The sequence below is a fragment of the Aquitalea sp. USM4 genome, from assembly GCF_004328945.1.
In the GTDB taxonomy this organism is placed as follows: Bacteria; Pseudomonadota; Gammaproteobacteria; order Burkholderiales; family Chromobacteriaceae; genus Aquitalea; species Aquitalea pelogenes.
On the sequence record NZ_CP029539.1, the window covers coordinates 2753097 to 2774546 of the forward strand.

Sequence of the window (21450 nt, forward strand, 5' to 3'; positions counted from 1 at the left end):
GGGACTCCCCGAGGGTGCCGTGGTGGCAGGTAAAATACTGTTAAGCAGGATTATTCTAGCGGCATCGTCAGACATGCTGCCAGCAGTGTCAAGAAAGAGGATGGGGAATGCAGCTGCTCAACATTATTGGAGCTGGAAAACTGGGACGTACGCTGGGTCGCCTTGCGGCACAAAGCGGCCAGTACCGGGTACAGGACTGTCTGGCCCGCAGCGCGGCATCGGCGCAGGCAGCGGTGGATTTCATCGGCGCAGGCCGGGCATGCAGCCAGTTGGTACAGGTGCAGCCAGCAGCGCTGACCTTGCTGTCCGTGCCGGACGATGCCATTGCCGCCACGGCGCAGGCGCTGGCCGATAGTGGGCGGGTGCAGCCCGGAGCGGTGGTGTTTCATGCCAGCGGCGCGGCAGAGGCGGAAATACTGGCCCCCTTGCGTGCAGTGGGGGCGCATGTGGCCAGCCTGCATCCGGCGTTTTCCTTTGCCGACCCGGCACGGGCAGTGACGCAATTTGCCGCTACCTTGTGCGCGCTGGAAGGCGATGCGGCAGCGCTACCGCAGTTGCAGGACTTTGCCGCGGCCATTGGCGCACGGCCGTTTGCGCTGGCACCGGGCGGCAAGGCGGCCTATCACGCAGCTTTGTCGGTAGCGTCCAATTATCTGGTCACGCTGACCGATATCGCCCGTCAGCTGGCACGGCAGGGTGGTGTGGATGAGGTGCTATTGTCCGCCTTGCTCGGGCCATTGATGCAGGGCAGTCTGGCCAATGCGCTGAGCATGGGGCCGCAGCAGGCGCTGACCGGGCCCATCGTGCGTGGTGATGCTGCGACGGTAGCGCGTCATCTGGTGGTATTGCCGCTGGAATTGCAGCCCGCCTATCGGGTGCTGGGCGAGCGCACGGTAGCACTGGCGGGGGCGCGTCTGCCTGAGGAGGCGCGGCAGACGCTGCTGGCCTTATTGCGCGACTGAATCGGCTTCTGGTGCTGCCACCTTGAATACCTGGCGCAGATAGGCAAGGAAGGTGGCATCGCTGCACATGGTCTTGCCCGGGCTGTCGGATAGCTTGGCCACCGGCTGGCCATTGCAGCTCACCAGTTTCAGCACGATTTGCAGCGGCTCCAGCCCCATGTCATTGGTGAAGTGGGTGCCAATGCCAAAGCTCACCTGAATGTGCGGGCTGTAGCGGCGGTGCAGTTCCAGTGCCTTGTCCACGCTCAGGCCGTCGCTGAAGGTGAGCATCTTGGTGGCCGGGTCGATGCGCAGTTTGCGGTAATGGGCAATTGCCTTGTCTGCCCACTCCACCGGGTCGCCACTGTCATGGCGCAAGCCGTCGAACAGCTTGGCAAAGTACAAGTCGAAATCCGCCAGAAAGGCATCCATGCACACCACGTCGGTGAGGGCGATGCCCAGGTCGCCGCGGTATTCCTGCACCCAGGCTTCCAGGGCTGCGTTCTGAAAATCACGCAGCCGCACGCCCAATGCCTGGAAGGCCTGGAAGAACTCATGCGCCATGGTGCCGATGGGGGTGATGCCCAGCTTCCACGCCAGCCAGACATTGCTGGTGCCACGGAAAATCTTGGGCAGGGCGGCATTGAGCTGCTCCACCACTTGCTGCTGCCATTCACGGCTGAAGCGGCGACGGGTGCCAAAGTCGGAAATCAGCAGCGGAAAGCGCTGGCTGGCGCTTTCTTCCGCCTCGAAGCGCAGCAGGGTGGCAATTTTCTCATCCAGCCGGCGCTGGCCTTCCTCACGTACCTGCGGCGTGTCCAGACGGCGGAAGTACAGCTCGTTGACGATGGCCAGCACGAAAATCTCGAAGAACATCGCCTGTACCAGCGGGCCTTCGATATGAATGTTCAGCGCATCGCCATCGCACTCCACCCGGATGAAGCGGCGCTGCAGGTGGAACAGTTCCAGATAATCGACAAAATCACTCTTGATGAAGCGCAAGCTGCGCAGATAGGCCAGCTCCGGCTGAGTGAACTGCAGCTGGCACAACCAGTCCAGCTGGGCTTCCAGCTCCTTGTGCAATTGTGACAGCGGGTAGTCCGGCTGGTTACGGCAGCGGAAGGCATACTGCCCGTAAGCTGCCGGAAACTGATGCAGGATGGCCTGAAGCATGGTGAATTTGTACAGGTCGGTATCCAGCAGGGAATGGATCAGCGGCGGCAGCTTGGGCATGGTGTGGGCTTTCAGGCAGCGTGCAGGATGAAAATGGCCGGACGTTTGTGGAAGTCCGGCGCGTCTTGCGGCCAGTCCTTCACCAGGCGGCTGACGATGGTTTCCGTCGGCAAGGTCAGGTCGCAGGCCACCGCCAGCCGTGTAGCGGGGGCCAGTGTCTCACGCAATTGCTGCAGCAGCGCATTGTTGCGGTAGGGTGTTTCGATGAACACCTGGGTTTCGTTGCGCTGGCGCGAGCGTTGTTCCAGCTCCTTCACCACTTTGGCCTTTTCAGCCGCATCCACCGGCAGGTAGCCGTGGAAGGCAAAGCACTGGCCATTGGCCCCGGAGGCCATCAGCGCCAGCAAAATGGAAGAAGGGCCGATCAGCGGTGCCACGCGGATGCCGCGCTCGTGCGCCAGTGCCACTAGCTGTGCGCCGGGGTCGGCGACCGCCGGGCAGCCTGCTTCGGAGATCAGGCCCACGTCTTCACCTGCCAGCAGCGGCGCGAGCAGGGCAGCAACATCAGCTGGCTTGGTGTGTTCGTTGAGCGTGCTCATCGCCAGCTCGCGGATAGGCGTGCTGACGCCCAGCGCCTTCAGGTGCTTGCGCGCGGTTTTTTCCGCCTCCACCACAAAGTGGCGGATATGCAGCACCTTGGCGGCCTCGCTGGCAGGCAGCCAGGCAATGCTTTCGTCGCCCAGCGGGGCGGGAATCAGGAACAGGGTGCCGGCCATTACAGAATCTCCACACCTTCGGCGTTCAACATGCTGATGAGTCGGAACAGCGGTACGCCGATCAGGGCGTTCGGGTCGTCCGACTCCACTTTTTCCAGCAGCGTACCACCCAGGCCTTCGCTCTTGGCGCTGCCGGCACAGTGCAGGGCATCCGGTTCGCGCGTCAGGTAATTGCGGATTTGCTGTTCGGTCAGCTGGCGCAAGGTGACGCGGGTAATGCCCACGGTTTCCTGCAAGCGTCCGCTGGCGGTGTTGTATAGTGCCAACGCCGAATGAAACACCACGGTGCGACCGCTCATCCACTGCAGCATGGCTACGCCGTTTTCAAACGAGCCGGGTTTGCCGATTTGCTGGCCATCGAGCAGGGCGACCTGGTCGGAGCCGATGATCAGTGCATTCGGGTAGTCGGCCGCCAGCGACTGGGCCTTGGTGCGTGCCAGGCGCACGGCAGTGTCCAGTGCACTTTCACCCGGCAGCGGGGTTTCGTCGCAGACGGGCGGCACGGCGGTGAAGGGCAGCCCGAGGCGGGCGATGATTTCCTGCCGGTAGCGGGAGGTGGAAGCCAGGATGATCTGCATGGTGGTATTGCTTGATTATTTTGACAAATCAGGGAGGCGGATTATATCATGCTGGGTTTATGTCTAACCCGATTTTGATCGACCCGCTCAAGTTCGCCCGTGAGGGCCGCGTTCTGACCGGCAAATTGCCCGTCAGCACCCTGGACGAGCGTGTGCACAGCGACCTGTCCGATACCTCCGGTACGGTGGAATACACCCTGGAAGGTTTTCGCGATGGCTCGTCCCGCCTTTCCCTGCGCCTGCAGGTGAAAGCCAGTGTTGCGGTAAGCTGCCAGCGTTGCCTGGAAGTGATGCCGTTCGAGGTGAATACCGATTCGGTGGTTACCTTGTTCACCCGGCAGGAAAAGCTGGATGAAGCCTGCGAGCTGGACGAAACGCTGGATGCCATTCTCGCGCCGGAAGAGCTTGATGTGGTGGCAATGATCGAAGACGAAATCATCATGGGCTTGCCGCACTCGACGAAACACGACGAATGCGGTTCGGAAGCTCTGACACGTGCCAAGGCTGACAAGCCCAATCCGTTTGCGGTGCTGGCCACGTTGAAGATCTCCAAGTCTTGAGTTATCAATACACGCGATTTTCCTAGGAGTCGAACATGGCTGTTCAACAGAACAAAAAGTCCCCGTCCAAGCGCGGCATGCATCGTGCCCACGATTTTCTGACCGCTCCGTCGCTGGCCAAAGAGCCGACGACCGGTGAAACCCACCTGCGTCACCACATCAGCCCGAACGGCTTCTACCGTGGTCGCAAGGTTGTTGCCACCAAAGGCGAATAATTCGTCCTTTCTCACCCAATACTTACCGTTTGTATAAAAACAGGTAGGTTTCACTACCGTACACGTTGATGACTATCACCGTCGCGGTTGATGCAATGGGCGGTGACGTTGGCCTCAAGGTCACCGTCCCAGCATCGATCCAATTCCTGCAAGACCATCCCAACACCAATCTGATTCTTGTCGGAGACCAGGCAGCCATCGAGGCTGAATTGTCCCGTCATCCGGGTGTTGCGCGTTCGCGCGTCCGTATCCAGCACGCCACCCAGGTGGTAGGCATGGACGAGTCGCCGCAGCTCGCCCTGAAGAACAAGAAAGATTCGTCCATGCGGGTGGCAATCAATCTGGTGAAGGAAGGCGAGGCGCAAGCCGCCGTGTCTGCCGGCAATACCGGCGCACTGATGGCAACCGCACGCTTTGTCCTCAAAACCATACCGGGCATCGAACGACCGGCCATCGCCAAGATGATGCCGTCCGTCAAGGGCAGCACCTGCATGCTGGACCTGGGCGCCAACGTCGATTGCACGCCAGAACAACTCATGCAGTTCGGCATCATGGGTTCGGAGCTGGTTTCCAGCATTACCGGCAATGCCAATCCGCGCGTCGGACTGCTCAATATCGGTTCGGAAGACATCAAGGGTAACGACAGCGTCAAGCGCGCCGGCGAATACCTGCGTCAGTCCGAGCTGAACTTCATCGGTAATGTCGAAGGCAACGACGTCTACAAAGGCACGGTAGATGTGGTAGTCTGCGACGGTTTTACTGGAAATGTGGCGCTCAAGTCGGCTGAGGGGCTGGCGCACATGATTTCTTCTTTCCTGCGGCAGGAATTCACCCGCAACTGGTGGACCCGCCTGTGCGCGCTGGCAGCCATGCCGGTGCTCAATCAGTTCCGCAAACGTGTCGACCCCCGTCGTTACAACGGTGCCAGCTTGCTGGGCCTGCGTGGCATCGTGGTGAAAAGTCACGGTGGAACCGATGCCGTTGGATTCCGTTTCGCGCTGGAACAGGCTTGCGAGGAAGCCGGCTCCGACGTGATTGGTCATATCACCGACCGGGTTGCACACCAATTAAACAATCTCAAGCAAGCCGAGCCGGAAGCGAACTGATTAATACATGGCCCATTCCCGCATTCTAGGCACTGGCAGCTATCTGCCATCCAATGTGCTCACGAATGCGATGCTGGCCGAGCGCGTGGAAACCAGTGACGAGTGGATTGTCTCGCGCACTGGCATCCATGCCCGCCACATCGTGTCCGATGAAGAAACCACCAGCGATCTGGCGCTGAAGGCAGCAGAAGCTGCCATCCAGAGCGCTGGCATCGACAAGACCGAGATCGATCTGATCATCGTCGCCACCACCACGCCTGACATGATTTTCCCCAGCACCGCCTGCCTGTTGCAGGAAAAGCTGGGTATTCATGGCTGTGCCGCATTCGATGTGCAGGCGGTTTGCGCAGGCTTCATGTTTGCCCTCACCACCGCGCACAACTACATCAAGGGCGGCATGGCCAGCAAGGTGCTGGTTGTCGGCGCCGAAGTGATGTCGCGTGTGATGGACTGGGAAGACCGCCGCACCTGCGTGCTGTTTGGTGACGGTGCCGGTGCCGTGGTACTGGGTGCCTCGGAAGAACCGGGCATCCTGCATGCCAAGCTGGCTTCCGATGGCCGCTACAAAGACATCCTGAATACCCCGGCACAGATTTCCGGCGGCAAGATCCAGGGCATCCCCTTCTTGCACATGGACGGCCCGGCGGTGTTCAAGTTTGCCGTCAAGGCACTGTCCGACATCGCCAGCACCACGCTGGCCGAAGCCGGTGTCGACAAGACACAAGTCGACTGGCTGGTGCCGCATCAGGCCAATTTGCGCATTATCGAATCCACGGCCAAGCATCTGGGCATGTCGATGGAGCGGGTGATCGTGACATTGCCGCAACAGGGCAATACCTCGGCTGCCTCCATTCCGCTGGCGCTGGACCATGCAGTGCGTGATGGCCGCATCCAGCGCGGTCAGACCATCCTGCTGGAAGGCATTGGCGGTGGTTTTGCCTGGGGTGCCGTGCTGCTGAAGTACTGATTCTTCGCGACGGAAGCATCGCTGGTTTCATGCCGTGCCCTGCCTGAGATAACGCCCATTTTCATGGGCGTTTGATCTGACTGCTTGGCAGCAAGGTCTGATTGCCTCATCCTTCCGTCGATTATTATTCCGTCGAAATTGCGGAGACTGTCTATGGCGTTTGCCTTTCTCTTTCCCGGTCAGGGCTCGCAAAGCCTGAAAATGATGGACGGCTTTGCCGACCTGCCGGTGGTGAAACACACCTTCGAAGAAGCCTCCACCGCGCTGGGCGTGGACCTGTGGGCCATGCTGCAGGCTGACAGTGCCGAGGCCATCAATGCCACCGTCAACACCCAGCCCATCATGCTGGCTGCCGGTGTGGCGACTTATCTTGCCTGGCAGGATGTCAGCGGTCTGCAACCTTCTGTTGTGGCCGGTCACAGCCTGGGTGAATACACCGCCCTGGTTGCCGCCGGTGCGCTGCCGTTTGCCGAAGCGGTAAAACTGGTACGCCTGCGTGCCGAAGCCATGCAGAACGCCGTACCGGCCGGTCAGGGTGCCATGGCGGCCATCCTGAACCTGTCGGACGATGAGGTGCGCGCTGCCTGTGCCGAAGCGGCCAATGGCGAAGTGGTGGAAGCCGTCAATTTCAACTCCCCCGGTCAGGTGGTGATTGCCGGTAGCAAGGCCGCTGTCGAGCGCGCCATGGAAGCTTGCAAGGCCCGCGGTGCCAAGCGTGCGCTGCCGCTGCCGGTATCGGTGCCTTCGCACTGTGCGCTGATGAAGCCGGCCGGCATGCAGCTGGCCGAGGCCCTGCTGCAAGTACACATCAATACCCCGGCCATTCCGGTGCTGCACAATGCCGACGTGGCCAGCTACAGCGATGCGGCCGATATCCGCGATGCGCTGGTGCGCCAGCTGTACAGCCCGGTGCGCTGGACCGAAACCATCCAGAAGCTGGCAGCCGACGGCATCGTCAGCATGGCCGAGTGCGGCCCTGGCAAGGTGCTGGCTGGTCTGGCCAAGCGTATCGACGGCAACGTCAAGTGCCTGGCACTGACCGATGCTGCCGCGCTGCAAGCGGCCAAGGCCGAACTGCAATGATATTCATCCGTCAGCGCCGCCTGGCCGGCACTGGCGGATGTTGAAGTACACAACAAGGAGACATCCTCAATGAGTCTGCAAGGCAAAGTAGCCCTGGTTACCGGCGCTTCGCGTGGCATTGGCGCAGCCATTGCCGATGCGCTGCAAGCCGAGGGCGCCATTGTCATTGGTACCGCGACTTCCGAGTCCGGTGCTGCTGCCATCCATGAGCGTCTGGCTGCCAACGGCGGTGCCGGTCGCGTGCTCAACGTGACGGAAGACGGCGCCATTGAAGCGCTGGTTGACGCCATCGACAAGGAATTCGGCGCGGTAGCCATTCTGGTCAACAATGCCGGCATTACCCGCGACGGCCTGCTGATGCGCATGAAGGACGACGACTGGGATGCCATCATGGATACCAACCTGAAGTCGGTATTCAAGGCATCCAAGGCAGTACTGCGCGGCATGATGAAGGCCCGCTGGGGCCGTATCATCAACATCGCTTCGGTGGTGGGTGCAACCGGCAACCCCGGTCAGACCAACTACGCAGCGGCCAAAGCCGGTATCATGGGCTTCACCAAGTCCATGGCACGTGAGGTTGGCAGTCGCAATATCACGGTAAACTGTGTGGCACCGGGTTTTATCGACACCGACATGACCCGTGCACTGCCGGAAGAACAGCGCACCGCGCTGGTGGGCCAGATTTCCCTGGGCCGCCTGGGCGATGCCAAGGATATTGCTGATGCAACCGCCTTCCTGGCATCGGATCGTGCGGCCTATATCACCGGCCAAACACTGCATGTCAATGGCGGCATGTTCATGCCTTAACCGGTCCTGTCGAACAAAAGACAAGATTTAGGTGGGCTGCTCTAATTTTTTTTTGTAGAATACACGGGTTTTGTGATCCCGAATCAGAAAGGTCAAGGGTTTAGACAAATGGAAAACATCGAAGCGCGCGTTAAAAAGATCGTTGCCGAACAACTGGGCGTGAACGAAGCTGAAGTCAAGATCGAATCGTCCTTCGTTGATGATCTGGGCGCTGACTCCCTCGACACCGTTGAGCTGGTAATGGCTCTGGAAGAAGAGTTCGAGTGCGAAATCCCGGACGAAGAAGCTGAAAAGATCACCACTGTTCAGCAAGCCGTTGATTACGTTACCGCCCACCTGAACAAGTAATACTTTCAGGCCTGTACAGGACCTCTGCGCGGTGTGGCCTTGGCTCGCCTGCAGAGGTTCTTTTGTTATAGAGGGTTCCAAACGTCCGTTTGACTGTCATCAACTTCACACGGAAGTTGTGGGATCATCGGGAGACTGCCTCCCCTCTACTCACGGAGATTCTTCGTGTCCAAACGCAGAGTTGTAGTAACCGGTCTGGGACATATTTCCCCGGTCGGCAATGATGTTGCCACTGGCTGGGCCAATCTGTTGGCCGGCAAGAGCGGCATTGGCAAAGTGACCCGTTTTGATGCCAGCGACCTGAATTGCCAGATCGCGGGCGAGGTCAAGGACTTCGACATCAGCGCGTATATTTCCCCCAAGGAAGCGCGTCGTTCCGACCTGTTCATCCACTACGGCATTGCAGCAGCGCTGCAGGCCGTGGCTGATGCCGGCCTGGACGATGTGGCTGATCTGGACAAGACCCGCGTTGGCGTCAACATCGGTTCCGGTATCGGCGGTCTGCCGCTGATCGAGGAAACCGGCGTGGCCGTACAGGAAAACGGCATCCGCAAGATCGGTCCTTTCTTCATCCCCGGTTCGCTGATCAACCTGATCGCCGGCCACGTGTCCATCCTGAAGGGCTATCAGGGCCCGTCGTATGGCATCGTGTCTGCCTGCACCACCGGTGCGCACTGCATCGGCGATGCAGCCCGGATGATTCAGTATGGCGATGCCGATGTGATGGTGGCCGGTGGTGCCGAAGGTGCCATTTCCAAGCTGGGCATGGGCGGTTTTGCCGCCATGAAGGCGCTGTCCACCCGCAATGACGATCCGGAAACCGCGTCCCGTCCGTGGGACAAGGGCCGTGACGGCTTTGTGATGGGCGAGGGTGCCGGTGTGCTGGTGCTGGAAGAGTACGAGCACGCAGTCAAGCGCGGCGCGCGTATCTATGCCGAGCTGATCGGCTTTGGCATGAGTTCCGATGCCCACCACATTACCGCTCCGAATGCGGATGGCCCGGCCCGCGGCGTGCAGAACGCACTGCGCGATGCCCGGATCAACCCGGATCAGGTGCAGTATGTGAATGCGCACGGCACTTCCACCCCGCTGGGTGATGCCAACGAAACCAGCGCGCTGAAGATTGCCTTTGGCGATCACGCCAAGAAGCTGGTGGTGAACTCCACCAAGTCGATGACCGGCCACTTGCTGGGCGGTGCTGGCGGCGTGGAAGCCATCTACTCCATCCTGGCGCTGTACAACCAGGTATCGCCGCCCACCATCAACCTGCACGAGCAGGATGTGGAAGCCGGTTGCGATCTGGACTACGTGGCCAATACCGCCCGTGACATGAAGATCGACATCGCCATTTCCAACTCGTTTGGTTTTGGTGGTACCAACGGTACCCTGGTGTTCAAACGCATGTAATGGCGGCAGCGTGTTGCGGTGCTGCTGCGCCGCAACGCGAAAACGCATTGACAGCCCGAACCGCTGCGATACACTCGCGGCGGTTTTCTTTTTTTGCGGCGCGCCCCATGCCGCTGTGTGGAACAGGCATGTTTACCGAACGACTCGACTTCCTTCCCGACCTGCTGGCCCTGCATGCCGCCCATCGTGCGGAATTTCCCTTCCTGCTGATGTCCTCCGGCGATCAGGGCTGGGACATGCTGTTTGCCGCAGAAAGCACCACCCTGTATCACGGCGGGGAAGGGGAGGCTTTTGTCGAGGCCTTGCGCGGTTTCCAGCCGCAGGCGGTGGATAACCCGCACGGCCTGCCCTTTGTTGGCGGCTATTTCCTCTATCTGGGCTACGACTTGCTGTCGCAGTTTGAAGCCAAGGTGGACGAGGCACTGCCGGACAGCTTTCCGCTGGCGGCCATGGCGCGGGTTCCGGCTGCATTGTTGATCAACCGGCGTGAGCAAAGCGCCTGGCTGGTGGCCGAAACCGCCAGCCAGCTACAGCGCCTGCAACAGCTGGTACACGGCATTGCGCCATTCAATCCGCATCCGGTCAGCTTGCTATCGCTGCAGGAAGACCCGCCGCAGTGGTATACCGATGCCGTGCTGCGGCTGAAGCAGTACATCTATGAAGGGGATGTGTTCCAGGTGAACATTTCGCGCGGCTGGCGCGCCGAACTGGGGCCCGATGTTGCCGCGCCGGACCTGTTTGCCGCGCTGCGCCGTGCCAATCCCGCGCCGTTTTCTGCACTGGCGGATTTTGGTCAGGCGCAGATTGTCAGCTCCTCGCCCGAGCGCCTGGTGCGGGTGCGCGATGGCTGGGCCGACACCCGCCCGATCGCCGGCACCCATCCGCGCTCGCCGGACCCGACCGAAGATGCCGCCCTCAAGCAGCGGCTGATCTCCAGCATCAAGGAGCGCGCCGAGCACGTGATGCTGATCGACCTGGAACGCAATGACCTGGGGCGTATCAGCCAGCCCGGCACAGTGGAAGTGAACGAACTGATGGCGGTGGAGAGCTATGCCTACGTTCACCATATCGAATCCAATATCCGTGGGCGTTTGCGTGAAGAAATCACCCCCGCCGACACCATCCGCGCACTGTTCCCCGGCGGCACCATCACCGGCTGCCCCAAGGTGCGCACCATGCAGATCATCCGCGAGCTGGAAAACAGCGCACGTCGTGCTTATACCGGCAGCCTGGGCTATCTCAACCGCGATGGCAGCATGGACCTGAATATCCTGATCCGCACTTTCATGCAGGAAGGGCAGCAGCTGCGCTTCCGTGCCGGTGGCGGCATCGTGGCGGACTCCGACCCGGAACGCGAATTGCAGGAAACCCGCCACAAGGCACGCGGCCTGCTGCGTGCGCTGGGGGTGGAGCAAGCCTGATGGCCATGCTGATCAACGGCCAGCCGGGCGAGCAGGTTTCCGCACTGGATCGTGGCCTGGCCTATGGCGACGGCATCTATCGCACCATTGAAATCCGTGCTGGCCAGCCCCGCCTGTGGGCCTGGCAATACCGGCGGCTGGTGGCGGATGCCCACCGTTTGAAGCTGCCGGTGCCAGATGCAGCCCTGCTGCTGGATGAAATCAGCCAACTGGCAGGCGGCCTGGAGCAAGGCGTGGCCAAGATCGTGCTCACCCGTGGTGTGGGTGCGCGTGGCTATGCCATGCCTGCCGATGTTCAGCCTACCCGCATGGTGTCCGTCACCGCCTGGGCCGGCTATCCGCCCGAGCGTGCCCGTGACGGGGTGCATGTGCGCTGGTGTGACACCCGGCTGGCCTGTCAGCCACTGCTTGCCGGTATCAAGCACCTGAACCGGTTGGAAAACGTGCTGGCCCGCTCGGAATGGTCTGACCCGGACATTCACGAAGGCCTGATGCTGGACACGCGCGGCCTGCTGGTGGAAGCCACCATGAGCAATGTCTATCTGGTGACCGGGCAGCAGATCATCACCCCGAAACTGGATCAGAGCGGTGTGCAAGGCATGCTGCGCGACTGGCTGTTTGCCCATGCCCCGCAACTGGGTTACCCCTTGGTCGAGGCTGAAATCCTGCCCGCGCAATTGCAGGCTGCCGATGCGGTCTTCCTGTCCAATAGTCTGATCGGCCTGTGGCCGGTGGCCAGTATCGACGGCCAGAGCCTGCCGCACGCTCATCCCTGCTGTGCACAGCTGCAGGCCTTGCTGGCAGCTGAGAACTGATTACTGTCGTTAAGTCCCTATCTCCGCCTGCTGTATTCGCTTAGATAAAATTTGCATAAGGTTTGCTGATTAAATTATTTCTGGCGCTAAATAGTGCTCGCTATAGTGGCAGCCACGATGAAGGGAGCGGTTTCCCTTCCGTGTTCCGGCCTGCATCCGCGATGCGCCAAGGAGAATCAGCATGGTGGCAGCCAGCCTGCTGGAACAGCTTGCCTGTCAACAGCCCGCCGCACTGGCACCCATCGAACACGACCTGGCTTTCATCAACCAGCTGCTGAACGCGCACCAGTTCGAACAATTCCCCCTCAGCCTGCAAGCCGGACGCGTGCGTGGCCGCCACGAAGAATGGCGTTTCCGCTCGGTATTCCAGCCGGTGTATGCCCTGGAGGCCGATGGCGCTACGCGCCTGTGGTCGGTGGAGGCACTGGCGCGGGTGACTGACAGCTTTGGCGGCCAGCTGATTCCCACCGTATTGTTTGCCGCCGAAACCTCACCGCGCCGCTCGGTGTTTCTCGACCGTCAGCTGCGCTGTCTGCACCTGCTCAATTTCCTGCTGCAACACCCGGGGCCGGACCTGATCCTGTCCCTCAATGTGAATGCCCAGCATCTGGTGAATGTCAGCGAGGCGCACGGCCAGTTTTTTGCCGAAGTGCTGCAACAGCTGAATATCCCGGCCAGCCGCATCTGTCTGGAAGTGGTGGAAGACGCCGTCAGCGATCCGCTGCGCCTGCTGGAAGCCGTGCAGCGCTATCGCAGCCTGGGTTTCCGTATTGCGCTGGACGACTTTGGCCAGGGTGCATCCAATCTGGAGCGCGTCTGGTTGCTGGAGCCGGATTACGTCAAGCTGGACAAGGTGCTGATGCGCCATGCGTTGATGCGCCCCAGCGTGCGCGACAAGCTGGCCAAACTGGTGGACATCCTGCACCTGCACGGTGCGCAGGTGGTAGGCGAGGGGATAGAAAGCGCGATGCAGCTGGATATCGCCCGCGCTGCCGGCTGTGATTTCGTGCAGGGCTTCCATCTGGCGCGCCCGGCAGAGTTGCTCGGTCTGCCGGCCTGAACCTCCAGCTGGCGGCATCATGCCGCACGCTTACCCTTCCAGCGGTACAAACCACTCCATGTGACGTGCGCCCCCCAGGCTCTCCAGCCCGTGATCGTGCAGCGCCTGCTGCAATTGCAGCAAGAAGGCCTGCTCATCCGCAATGCCGCGATACACTTCCATCCAGGTTTGCTGTGCCTGCTGCGCGTTGTCATCCTGCCGTCGCATCAGGCTGGCTTCCACGCCCTGCTGTGCCAGTGCGGCCTGCATCTGCCGCAGCATGGGCAGCCAAGCCGGCCCGTCGATGGTGGCAATCTTGTAATACACATACAGCTCGCTGGTCATGCTGGGCTTTCCTTCCTGGGGCATGCAGGCTTTGCAGTCGCGCAAAATCGCTTATCATAGACCACTTCGCCCACGCTGGTGGGCATCTGGCAAACCAGGTGACAGTGCAGGAAAGGGGAGTGGTGTGCAGCAGGGTATTACCACCTTGGTGGTGGTTGGCGTCGGTTTGATTGGTGGCTCGTTTGCCTTGTCGCTCAAACGCGCAGGCAAGGTGCAACACGTCATCGGCGTTGGTCGCACACTGGAAAACCTCACCCGTGCGCTGGAACTGGGCGTGGTGGATGAAATCAGCCAGGACCTGGCCGCCGTGGCCAGCCGGGCCGATATGGTATTGCTGGCCTGCCCGGTGGGGCAGATGGGCCGCATGATGCAAGCCATGGCCCCCCATTTGCAGCCGCATGCCATCGTGACCGACGCCGGTAGTACCAAGGGCGACGTGGCCCAGCTGTTTGCCCAATACCTGCCGGCGCAGCTGGCTAACTGTGTACCGGCCCACCCCATTGCCGGGTCTGATTTGTCTGGCGCTGCCGCAGCCCAGTACGGCCTGTATGAAAAGCGCAAGGTGGTGCTCACCCCCTTGCCGCAAACCACCATGGCAGCCTGCGATACGGTGGCCGAACTGTGGCAGGCCTGTGGTGCCGTCATTCACCGCATGCGGCCGGAAGAGCACGACAGTGTGTTTGCCACCGTCAGCCATCTGCCACACCTGCTGGCCTTTGCCTATGTCGGCATGGTGGCAGGCAAGCAAGATGCGCGGCGCTGTTTTGATTTTGCCGCCACCGGTTTTCGCGATTTCACCCGCATTGCCGGCAGCCATCCGGAAATGTGGAAAGACATCACCATGGCCAATCGCAGCGCCTTGCTGGACGAACTGGAACGCTACCGCCAGGCGCTGGCCGACCTGACCGCCCAGGTAGAAGCGGCCGACGCCGATGCCCTGGCGCAGACATTTGAAACCGCCCGTGCCGCGCGTGTGGGCTGGTATCAGCGCTTCCTGCGCGAAGGACAAAGCTGACATGGCGCGCACCCTGCTGATTACCGGTGCCTCCCGCGGCATTGGCGCGGCCACTGCCTTGCAGGCCGCTGCCGCCGGGTGGCAGGTGGCGGTGAACTACCGGCAGGATGCCGCTGGCGCTGCACAGGTGGTGGCCAGCATTCAGGCGGCCGGAGGCGTGGCACAGGCTTTTCAGGCCGATGTGGCTGAGGAAGCGGACATCATCCGGCTGTTTGACGCTGTGGTTCAGCATTTTGGTGCGGTACACGGACTGGTCAACAATGCCGGCAGTACCGCGCCCATGGGCCGCTTGCAGGACTTCAGCGCCGCACGCATCCAGCACATGCTGCAACTGAATGTGGCTGGCCCCATGCTGTGCTGTCGCGAGGCGGTACGCCGCATATCCACCGCCACTGGCGGGCAGGGCGGGGTCATCGTCAATGTGTCCTCCGCCGCCTCCCGGCTGGGGAGCGCTGGCGAATATGTCGATTACGCCGCCTGCAAGGGAGCCATCGACACCCTTACCCTGGGCTTGGCCCGCGAAGTGGCCACCGAGGGCATTCGCGTCAATGCGGTCCGCCCCGGACTGATAGCAACCGGCATCCATGCCATCAGCGGTGAGCCCGGCCGGGTGGCCCGGCTGGCACCGGGGGTGCCCATGCAGCGTGGTGGATTGCCCGAGGAAGTAGCCGCCGCCATTGTGTGGCTACTGTCCGATGCTGCCAGTTTTTGCACCGGCAGCATCCTGGATGTCTCCGGCGGGCGTTAGTCCGCCACCTTGGCCGTTGACTGAGCCTGGGCACCCGGTAACACAAACACCCGTTCCGGCAGGCTGAACTGGCGCAGCCTGAGCAAGGCCAGCGGGCCATCTGCCGCGCTGGTGCGCAGGATATAGCGCGCTGTCAGCCCATCGGGCAGGGCAAAGTCCAGCTGGTAACGCGCCTTGTCCAGTTGCTCCACCTTGGCCTGCTCCAGCAGACGGATAAATGCCCAGCGCCCGTTGAATGCCAGCGTTTGCCGGCTACCGGTCTTCAGCGATTCCCACACCAGTTGACTGCCCGGCTGCTGGGCATGGCCCGGCCAGCGCAATGCGCTCCAGTTGGCTTGCTGGTTGAAATAACTTACGGTTTGCCCATCCACCGTCAATTCGGTGCGGACCAGGCCGGGCATCGCCACCGGCTGCAGTTCAAAGCTGTAAGCGGCGTCCCCTTCGGTAAACCAGCGGCTGGCCAGCCGACTGAGGCTGTTGACGGCATTGAGGAAGGCAGCATCAAACGGTGCAGCATTGGCCAGATTGGGGCTGGGCAGCCATTGGTCACCTTCCTGCACCAGCGCACCGCCCAGGGTTTGCTGCAAGAAGCGGGCTATTTCGCCCTGTTGCGGGGCCAGATAGCGGCCAAGGGCCGGAATGGCGGCATCGTTGTCGGTACTGTTGAAGGGATAACGTCCGCTCATCTCGCTGCCCCAGGGCAGTACGATGCTGCGCCGCCACAGCGCATTGATGTCCGCCGCCGCAGGCAACAGCACCACGGCACCGGCCTCATCCAGCGGGCTGACAAAGGCTTGCTGGGCAAACCCCGCCCATTCCTGGCCCAGGCTGGCGGCCAGCAGCGCGGCGTATTTCTGCCCGTCGCTGATTTCATTCTGCCGTCCTTGAAACAGCGCCTGGGCCAGTTGGCGGGCTGCCGCATCCGGATTGGGGCTGGCGGCCAGTTGTTGCAGTTTCAGCCGTACTGCGGTGAGGGTTTCCAGATAGCGGGTCAGGCTGACGCTGCTGGCCGGTGCGCTATTGCCCGTGTTATTGCCATCTGGCGGAACGCTGAGTGCCAGCAAGGGGCCAAAGGCGGCGCTCAGCGGGTCGGCTGCAGCCTGCGGCTCGTTTGCTGCATTCTTGCCCACCAGCTGGCGGGTTTTATCCAGCAGATTGCTGGCCAGTGACTTCTCTGCCGCCCCGGCGCGGCCCTGATATTGCAACATCGCCATCAAGGCTTGCAGCGGCGAGCGTTGCGGGTCGGCATAGGCATTCAACTGTTCGCTGGCGGCGGCCAGCGATGTGGTGTTCTGCCAGTGCAGCCGGTTAAGAAAGGCCTGCCAGGCGGCAGCATAATCGGCAAAGTAGCGCTGGCGCAGCCGTTGCGCCAGCACCGGCCCCTCGCTCTTGCTGCTGGCAACGCCTAATACCCAGCCCGCCTCGCTACCCTGTTTGGGGTCGGCCTGCTCAAACGCCTCCTTCAAATATCCTTCCCAGGCCTCGCGGGTATAAATGCCCGCTACGGTGCCGGGCAGGGCAAACAGCCCGCGGCTATCCACCCCCGGCAGCAGGCTGGCGGCACTGCGTGGCGGGTACTTGGCTGCTGCCTGTTTCAGGATGGTTTGGTACAGCGTGGCATCGTCATGCTCGATGCCATTAAGCGATAACAGTGTCTGGCGCGCCGCAGCCACCACGGCGGGGTCGGCAGCCTGCCGCCAGCCTGCCTGGCCTGGCAGGTGCTGGCTGTAAAAGCGCAGCACATCGGCCCGCCTGCCTTGTGCCAGCCCATCCGCCTGCAAGAGTTGCGCGCTCAGGAAGGCAGGCTGCGCCCGTGCCGGCTGGTCCAGCATCAGGTAGGCCTTCAGGCTGTCATAGCCTTGCCGTTGTGCCTGCTGCAGCAAGGCGTTGTCGCTGCTGGTCAAGGGCAGCTCATTCAAGGCCAGTAACACCTGACGCAGATTCTGTCGTGCCGGCTCCACCAGCCAGCGTTGTGCTGCTTTGCCATAGCCATCCAGCAAGGCCTGCTGTACTGCAGGCAGCTGGTTCAGGCCCAAACGCCACCACCACGGCAAACCCTGACGCTGTGCCTGCTGCAATTGACTGATCTGCTGTTGCACCGCCCCTAGCGTAGGCAGGGCCACGGTCAGCGATGTGGCCTGTTGCAGCGCCTGCTGTTGTTGTCTTGCCTGCTGGATTATCTGGAAATTGTGCTGAAACGACAGCGCCACTCCCAATAGCAGCAAGCCGACCATGGCGGTGACCGCCCAGCCTGCCTTGTCGCTGTGCGACAGCCGGTGTCTGCGTGGCGAAAACTGCTGCCAGGGTCGTGTGGTGGCGGGGAGTCGCGCTGTGTCGTCTGCCACCCAGCCTAGCTGCACCAGCGGCTGCCCCGGCGGTAACTGCTGGCTGATGGCGCGTAGCTGCTGTGCCAGGTGTTTGATGACGTCGGGCTGGTCCAGCGCCGCCGACAGCGCCAGACGCTTGTTGTCCGACGACTTCTTTAACACATCCGCTTGCCCTTCTACGGCCAGCGTCCAGGCCAGCTGCTGCAAATCGCGGGTGGTGGTTTCTGTGTTGCTGGCATCCCTTATCTGACAGACCACCCCACCGGCAGGTACGGGCCAGCCGCTCAGTGCCAGGCACAGCGGCAGTCGCCAGCCACTGCGCTGGTTGAAATCCAGCAACTGTTGCAGCGCCGGGCTGCCCACGCCCGGTAGCGTGGGTGTCACCAGCATCACGCCGTCCAGCGGTGGACGCCAGTGGCCACGCAGGGTACGCAGCTCTGGTGCTGGCACACTATCCGGTACAGGAATGAACAAGGCCGTGTCGCTTTCCTGCCAGCGCTTGGCGGGACGATCCGCGGCTGCCGGGAGGTCTGATAGATAATCGATGACGGCAACCCAGGCCTTGCGCCGACGGCTGCTTGTTAGCGTGCCTAGTTGCTGGCGTATCGATAAACTGTCCTCTTGCGGCTGAGCCGTATCGCCCAGCCGACCAGGGGACTCTGGTTGTGCTTGCCGTAGTCGCCAGCTATGCCAGCAATAGGCAAGACCAAGCCCCAGCAACACCGCTACCAGGATGAGCACACTGGCCCATAACCGATCACTGCCTTGTGCATAAAAACCCGCCAGATACAGGCTCGACATCAGCGCAATGCCCAGCAGCAGCAGGGCAAGTGCGGCGGCGAGCCAGCCATAGCCGGGGGAGGGAACTGTTTGGTGTTGCTCTGACATTCCAGTGATTCCTTGCGTAGCAATGACGATGTGTAACGCGCTTAATCCACCTGCCAGGCAGTACTGGAATGCAGCAAGCGTGGTGGAACCGGACAGTGGCACATCACCAGGTCATTGTTCAGCGCAACGGTGTAGCCATTAAGGCCGCCCACCGAACCACGCGGGCCGTCTGCCACAATGGTTCCCACCTGTCCGCACCGGAAGCATTTGGCCTTGCCCCCGACAAAACTCAAGCCGATGCCTTCAACAACCGGGCCGTCCGGAATCACATCCAGCACCTCTCCTCCTCCTGTCAGGCTGTCGTGCTGACGAATGGCATAGCGACTCATGTTTGCTCTCCTTGATCAAGTGTTGTAGGCGGCAATACCACGCCCGCCCATGTTTGCTCTGCTTGCTGCAAATGCCAGCCCACGGGCTGACCGCTGAGCTGTGCCCGGTCCAGCGCACTCAGCAGCAGAACCCAGGGTGCCAATGGGCCGACATCGCCCCAGTAGTCCGGCAATTTCAATGATGTAGCCGCCCATTCGGCCTCTGCTGCGCATGCCACATGCTGTGGCTGCAGCTGGATAAATCCTGGCGCGTGCTCCAGGCCGGCATTGTGTTGGGCGCGGCGTAAATCAGCACTGCCTTCAATTTCAACGGGCCGATACACCATGGCACTGGCAGGCGCGCTGGCTTGCAACAGCAAGGCAAAGCCGGCGTCACATGGCATGGCCGCTGGAGCATCGGGCTGGGTGGCGACTGCCAGCTGCACGCCGGCCAGCAGCACCTGTGTCAATGGCGCGGTCTCGTCGTGCAACTGGTCAATCCACATATCCAGTGCAGCGATATCGGCCAAGGGCCTGGCCTGCTGCGGGCAGCGGATTCCCTGTTTCTGCAGCTCGGCTTGAAACGCCTGCCAACTGGCCGGGCTACCCAGCCATGCCACGGCTTGCGGTTGAGCGGAAACCGGCCATGCGGCGGCCAAACGGCGGGCTAGTGCGCCGGCCAGTTGTGCTGCGCGACCGGCGTTATCGCTGTCGCTTCCGGTCAGGTCCGGAATACGCCATTCCCCAAATGCTTCGGTCGGTACTGCCTGTGTGGGGGCATCCTGTACCAGTTGCTGGCGATCAGCCTCGGTCAGGCAGGCCGGTCCAAGCAGCACGGAATGCAACACCGCCGCACCTTCCTGCATGCGCCGCTGTTGCCAGCCATGCTGTGCGGCAAGTTTGCGATTCTGCTGTGTCACCCGCAGCGTCATCACGCTGAATCCAGCCAATATGCTGGCCAGCAGCGCACACGCCACGGCCAGGCCATAACCCAGCGCATGAGTCCAGAAGGTAAGGGAAGAGACCGACTTGTCCGCAGTCTTGGCGTAATACAGCAGCCCCCAGCCCAGGTTGATGGCCAGACAGAGCAGAAACAGCCCCAGCAGCCACCACCAGCGTGGCAGGGCGGGATAGCGGAATTGTTGCAAGGGGCGCTGGTCATTGCGCATCAATCAACTCCCGATAAGGTGCGGAGGGAAGGCCATTTACGTGAACGCTTTGCGGGCAGGTTTCACCACTGCCACACAGGGTGCCGATGGGCAGGGCGTCCGGGGTGGGAGGCGCAGCGGCGTCTTGGGCGGCACGTTGCGCGGCCTGGGCTTTTTGCGCGGCTTGCGCCTTGGGGTCGGGTCGCCCGGTTTCCGGGTCCAGCGCCTTGGCTGCGGCCAGTTCGCGGATACGCTGTTCTGGCGGCAGCGGTGGCGGGACATTGGCTTCAAAGTCACGCAGCCACTGGATCTTGCCATCCCACGGTGGCAGCGGTGCGGGTGGCAAGGGGACGATGCTATCCAGCTCCGGGACTTTGGGGTTGGCCCATGTGTAGTTATTTAATACGGTGCCAATCAGATCATAGCGGCGTACACGCTCTGGGTCGGGTTTGAAGCCGAGGTCAGAATATTTCCAAAAGCCATCATGGGTAGGCTGACCAAAAGCTGTACCTAAATAGGAAGGTCCCATTTGATCACCCGCTTTGCTGGCTTGGATAAAAGCCTGTATTGCATCGCCATTGTTTTTGGAGCCTTGTGCATGTACGCCATATTCGATGGCCGCCTTGGCATGGCCTTGCTCACCCGCACATTTCATCATCTGCCAGCCAATGGCAAACGGAACCGGGTTGCTGGCTTTCATCCAGGTCAGTTTGTCCCCTACCAGATACTGCGCCTCCGGGCTACCCAGGTCGGCAGCCTTGCGGTAATAGCGGTTGGCCAGCGCCGGGTCTTGCCTGACGCCATAGCCTGCTTCCAGATAGCGGCCCATATCGTAATAGCCACCGGGGATGCCCCGACGGATCAGGTCTTCGGTCAGGTCCAGCGTCTCCTTGACCGGGTCTGCGCTCATGGCAGTACCCCGGCCTATCATCTCGCGCAGATCGAGGTTGGCCTGGTAATGGCCGTAAGCAGTGGCAATGCGGTATAGCCGTTCCATCACCGGGTGGACCATCGGGTCTTGCTGGATGATGTTGTTGCGCCGCAGCCAGCGCGCATGGCGGTAGAGCTGGTCTGCCTCGGGGTCGAGCGCGGGCAGGCGGTCTTTTTCGTAGGCGCAGCTGAAGGCGAGTTGGGTGTTGACGTCGTTGAGGGCGGGCACATGGCGCTCCCCGGCATTGCAGGCCCCCAACGCCAACATCAGTAACAGTGCGGATGACCCCGTCAGGTGGATGGGTTGCTTCATCGCAAATAACTCACCAGTTGCCACTGCACTGCCTCGGTACGCTGTGCATAGCCACGCCAGCGCTGCAACAGCCGGGGGTAGTGCGCGCGGTGCGGTGGGAAGATGTCACCCTGCAAGAAGATGCGTACCACCTGGTTGGCGCGCAGGCCCGGATACTGGCCTTGAATGCTGTCCGCTGGGAACTGCACTTGC

General features: G+C 61.5%; 23 protein-coding genes. 14 read left to right on the forward strand and 9 right to left on the reverse strand.

Annotated elements, in window-relative coordinates; all coding sequences use genetic code 11:
* The first annotated feature begins 107 nt into the window (after positions 1-107).
* Entirely contained in the window at positions 108-962 is an 855-nt protein-coding gene (locus tag DKK66_RS12750; RefSeq protein WP_131358625.1) for a Rossmann-like and DUF2520 domain-containing protein, read from the forward strand.
* Here the strand turns inward: DKK66_RS12750 and pncB are convergent.
* Genes pncB through DKK66_RS12765 form a run of 3 tightly spaced genes read right to left on the reverse strand, consistent with a single transcriptional unit; the run spans position 948 to position 3468 of the window.
* Positions 948-2165, reverse strand: coding sequence for a nicotinate phosphoribosyltransferase (gene pncB / locus DKK66_RS12755; protein WP_045846278.1), 1218 nt, complete (start codon positions 2163-2165; stop codon positions 948-950). The genes DKK66_RS12750 and pncB overlap by 15 nt on opposite strands.
* Positions 2166-2185: 20 nt before the next feature.
* Positions 2186-2890 carry an SAM-dependent methyltransferase gene (locus DKK66_RS12760; protein WP_131358631.1) on the reverse strand — a complete coding sequence of 235 codons (705 nt, stop codon included), beginning with the start codon at positions 2888-2890 and terminating at the stop codon, positions 2186-2188.
* Positions 2890-3468 (reverse strand): nucleoside triphosphate pyrophosphatase, encoded by a 579-nt coding sequence (locus tag DKK66_RS12765; protein ID WP_131358634.1) that lies wholly within the window; start codon positions 3466-3468, stop codon positions 2890-2892. The genes DKK66_RS12760 and DKK66_RS12765 overlap by 1 nt, the downstream gene beginning before the upstream one ends.
* Positions 3469-3527: 59 nt before the next feature.
* On the opposite strand from DKK66_RS12765, the gene DKK66_RS12770 reads away from it, so the two are divergent.
* The 11 genes from DKK66_RS12770 to DKK66_RS12820 all read left to right on the forward strand — a co-directional run bounded on the left by DKK66_RS12770 (position 3528) and on the right by DKK66_RS12820 (position 13257).
* The gene (locus tag DKK66_RS12770; RefSeq protein WP_131358637.1) at positions 3528-4028 is read left to right on the forward strand and encodes a DUF177 domain-containing protein; all 501 of its coding nucleotides are present in this window, start codon (positions 3528-3530) and stop codon (positions 4026-4028) included.
* A 35-nt stretch (positions 4029-4063) separates the two neighbouring features.
* Positions 4064-4243 (forward strand): 50S ribosomal protein L32, encoded by a 180-nt coding sequence (gene rpmF, locus DKK66_RS12775; protein ID WP_045846169.1) that lies wholly within the window; start codon positions 4064-4066, stop codon positions 4241-4243.
* 68 nt (positions 4244-4311) lie between these two features.
* Positions 4312-5349, forward strand: coding sequence for a phosphate acyltransferase PlsX (gene plsX, locus DKK66_RS12780; RefSeq protein ID WP_062789793.1), 1038 nt, complete (start codon positions 4312-4314; stop codon positions 5347-5349).
* A 7-nt stretch (positions 5350-5356) separates the two neighbouring features.
* A complete protein-coding gene (locus DKK66_RS12785; RefSeq protein WP_045846171.1) occupies positions 5357-6316 on the forward strand; it encodes a beta-ketoacyl-ACP synthase III in 960 nt (319 codons plus the stop codon).
* Between the two features lie 153 nt (positions 6317-6469).
* Positions 6470-7399: an ACP S-malonyltransferase gene (fabD, locus tag DKK66_RS12790; RefSeq protein ID WP_045846172.1), complete on the forward strand. Its 930-nt coding sequence runs from the start codon at positions 6470-6472 to the stop codon at positions 7397-7399.
* A gap of 69 nt (positions 7400-7468) precedes the next feature.
* Entirely contained in the window at positions 7469-8206 is a 738-nt protein-coding gene (fabG, locus tag DKK66_RS12795) for a 3-oxoacyl-ACP reductase FabG (protein WP_062789795.1), read from the forward strand.
* A gap of 108 nt (positions 8207-8314) precedes the next feature.
* Positions 8315-8554 carry an acyl carrier protein gene (gene acpP, locus DKK66_RS12800; RefSeq protein WP_019103041.1) on the forward strand — a complete coding sequence of 80 codons (240 nt, stop codon included), beginning with the start codon at positions 8315-8317 and terminating at the stop codon, positions 8552-8554.
* Positions 8555-8719: 165 nt separating this feature from the next.
* Positions 8720-9961: a beta-ketoacyl-ACP synthase II gene (fabF, locus tag DKK66_RS12805; protein WP_045846174.1), complete on the forward strand. Its 1242-nt coding sequence runs from the start codon at positions 8720-8722 to the stop codon at positions 9959-9961.
* A 128-nt stretch (positions 9962-10089) separates the two neighbouring features.
* Positions 10090-11382: an aminodeoxychorismate synthase component I gene (locus DKK66_RS12810; RefSeq protein WP_131358640.1), complete on the forward strand. Its 1293-nt coding sequence runs from the start codon at positions 10090-10092 to the stop codon at positions 11380-11382.
* Positions 11382-12197 carry an aminodeoxychorismate lyase gene (gene pabC, locus DKK66_RS12815; RefSeq protein ID WP_131358643.1) on the forward strand — a complete coding sequence of 272 codons (816 nt, stop codon included), beginning with the start codon at positions 11382-11384 and terminating at the stop codon, positions 12195-12197. Before DKK66_RS12810 ends, pabC begins: the two co-directional genes overlap by 1 nt.
* A gap of 181 nt (positions 12198-12378) precedes the next feature.
* Entirely contained in the window at positions 12379-13257 is an 879-nt protein-coding gene (locus tag DKK66_RS12820; protein ID WP_062789799.1) for an EAL domain-containing protein, read from the forward strand.
* A 30-nt stretch (positions 13258-13287) separates the two neighbouring features.
* On the opposite strand, the gene DKK66_RS12825 is transcribed toward DKK66_RS12820, so the two are convergent.
* A complete protein-coding gene (locus tag DKK66_RS12825) occupies positions 13288-13581 on the reverse strand; it encodes a DUF4936 family protein (protein WP_165494169.1) in 294 nt (97 codons plus the stop codon).
* Positions 13582-13705: 124 nt separating this feature from the next.
* Between DKK66_RS12825 and DKK66_RS12830 the strand changes: the two genes are divergently transcribed.
* Positions 13706-14596, forward strand: coding sequence for a prephenate dehydrogenase/arogenate dehydrogenase family protein (locus DKK66_RS12830; RefSeq protein ID WP_062789803.1), 891 nt, complete (start codon positions 13706-13708; stop codon positions 14594-14596).
* A 1-nt stretch (position 14597) separates the two neighbouring features.
* The gene (locus DKK66_RS12835; RefSeq protein WP_131358649.1) at positions 14598-15344 is read left to right on the forward strand and encodes an SDR family oxidoreductase; all 747 of its coding nucleotides are present in this window, start codon (positions 14598-14600) and stop codon (positions 15342-15344) included.
* On the opposite strand, the gene DKK66_RS12840 is transcribed toward DKK66_RS12835, so the two are convergent.
* Genes DKK66_RS12840 through DKK66_RS12860 form a run of 5 tightly spaced genes read right to left on the reverse strand, consistent with a single transcriptional unit; the run spans position 15341 to position 21446 of the window.
* Positions 15341-18559, reverse strand: a complete 3219-nt coding sequence (locus tag DKK66_RS12840; RefSeq protein WP_131358652.1) for an ImcF-related family protein — start codon at positions 18557-18559, stop codon at positions 15341-15343. The genes DKK66_RS12835 and DKK66_RS12840 overlap by 4 nt on opposite strands.
* 41 nt (positions 18560-18600) lie before the next feature.
* Complete coding sequence (locus tag DKK66_RS12845; RefSeq protein ID WP_131358655.1) at positions 18601-18888, reverse strand: PAAR domain-containing protein; 288 nt, start codon at positions 18886-18888, stop codon at positions 18601-18603.
* On the reverse strand, positions 18885-20036 hold the full coding sequence (locus tag DKK66_RS12850) for a hypothetical protein (RefSeq protein WP_131358658.1): 1152 nt from the start codon (positions 20034-20036) through the stop codon (positions 18885-18887). Before DKK66_RS12850 ends, DKK66_RS12845 begins: the two co-directional genes overlap by 4 nt.
* A complete protein-coding gene (locus DKK66_RS12855; RefSeq protein ID WP_131358661.1) occupies positions 20026-21258 on the reverse strand; it encodes a DUF6396 domain-containing protein in 1233 nt (410 codons plus the stop codon). The genes DKK66_RS12850 and DKK66_RS12855 overlap by 11 nt, the downstream gene beginning before the upstream one ends.
* Positions 21255-21446 carry a hypothetical protein gene (locus tag DKK66_RS12860; protein WP_131358664.1) on the reverse strand — a complete coding sequence of 64 codons (192 nt, stop codon included), beginning with the start codon at positions 21444-21446 and terminating at the stop codon, positions 21255-21257. Before DKK66_RS12860 ends, DKK66_RS12855 begins: the two co-directional genes overlap by 4 nt.
* Positions 21447-21450: the final 4 nt, after the last annotated feature.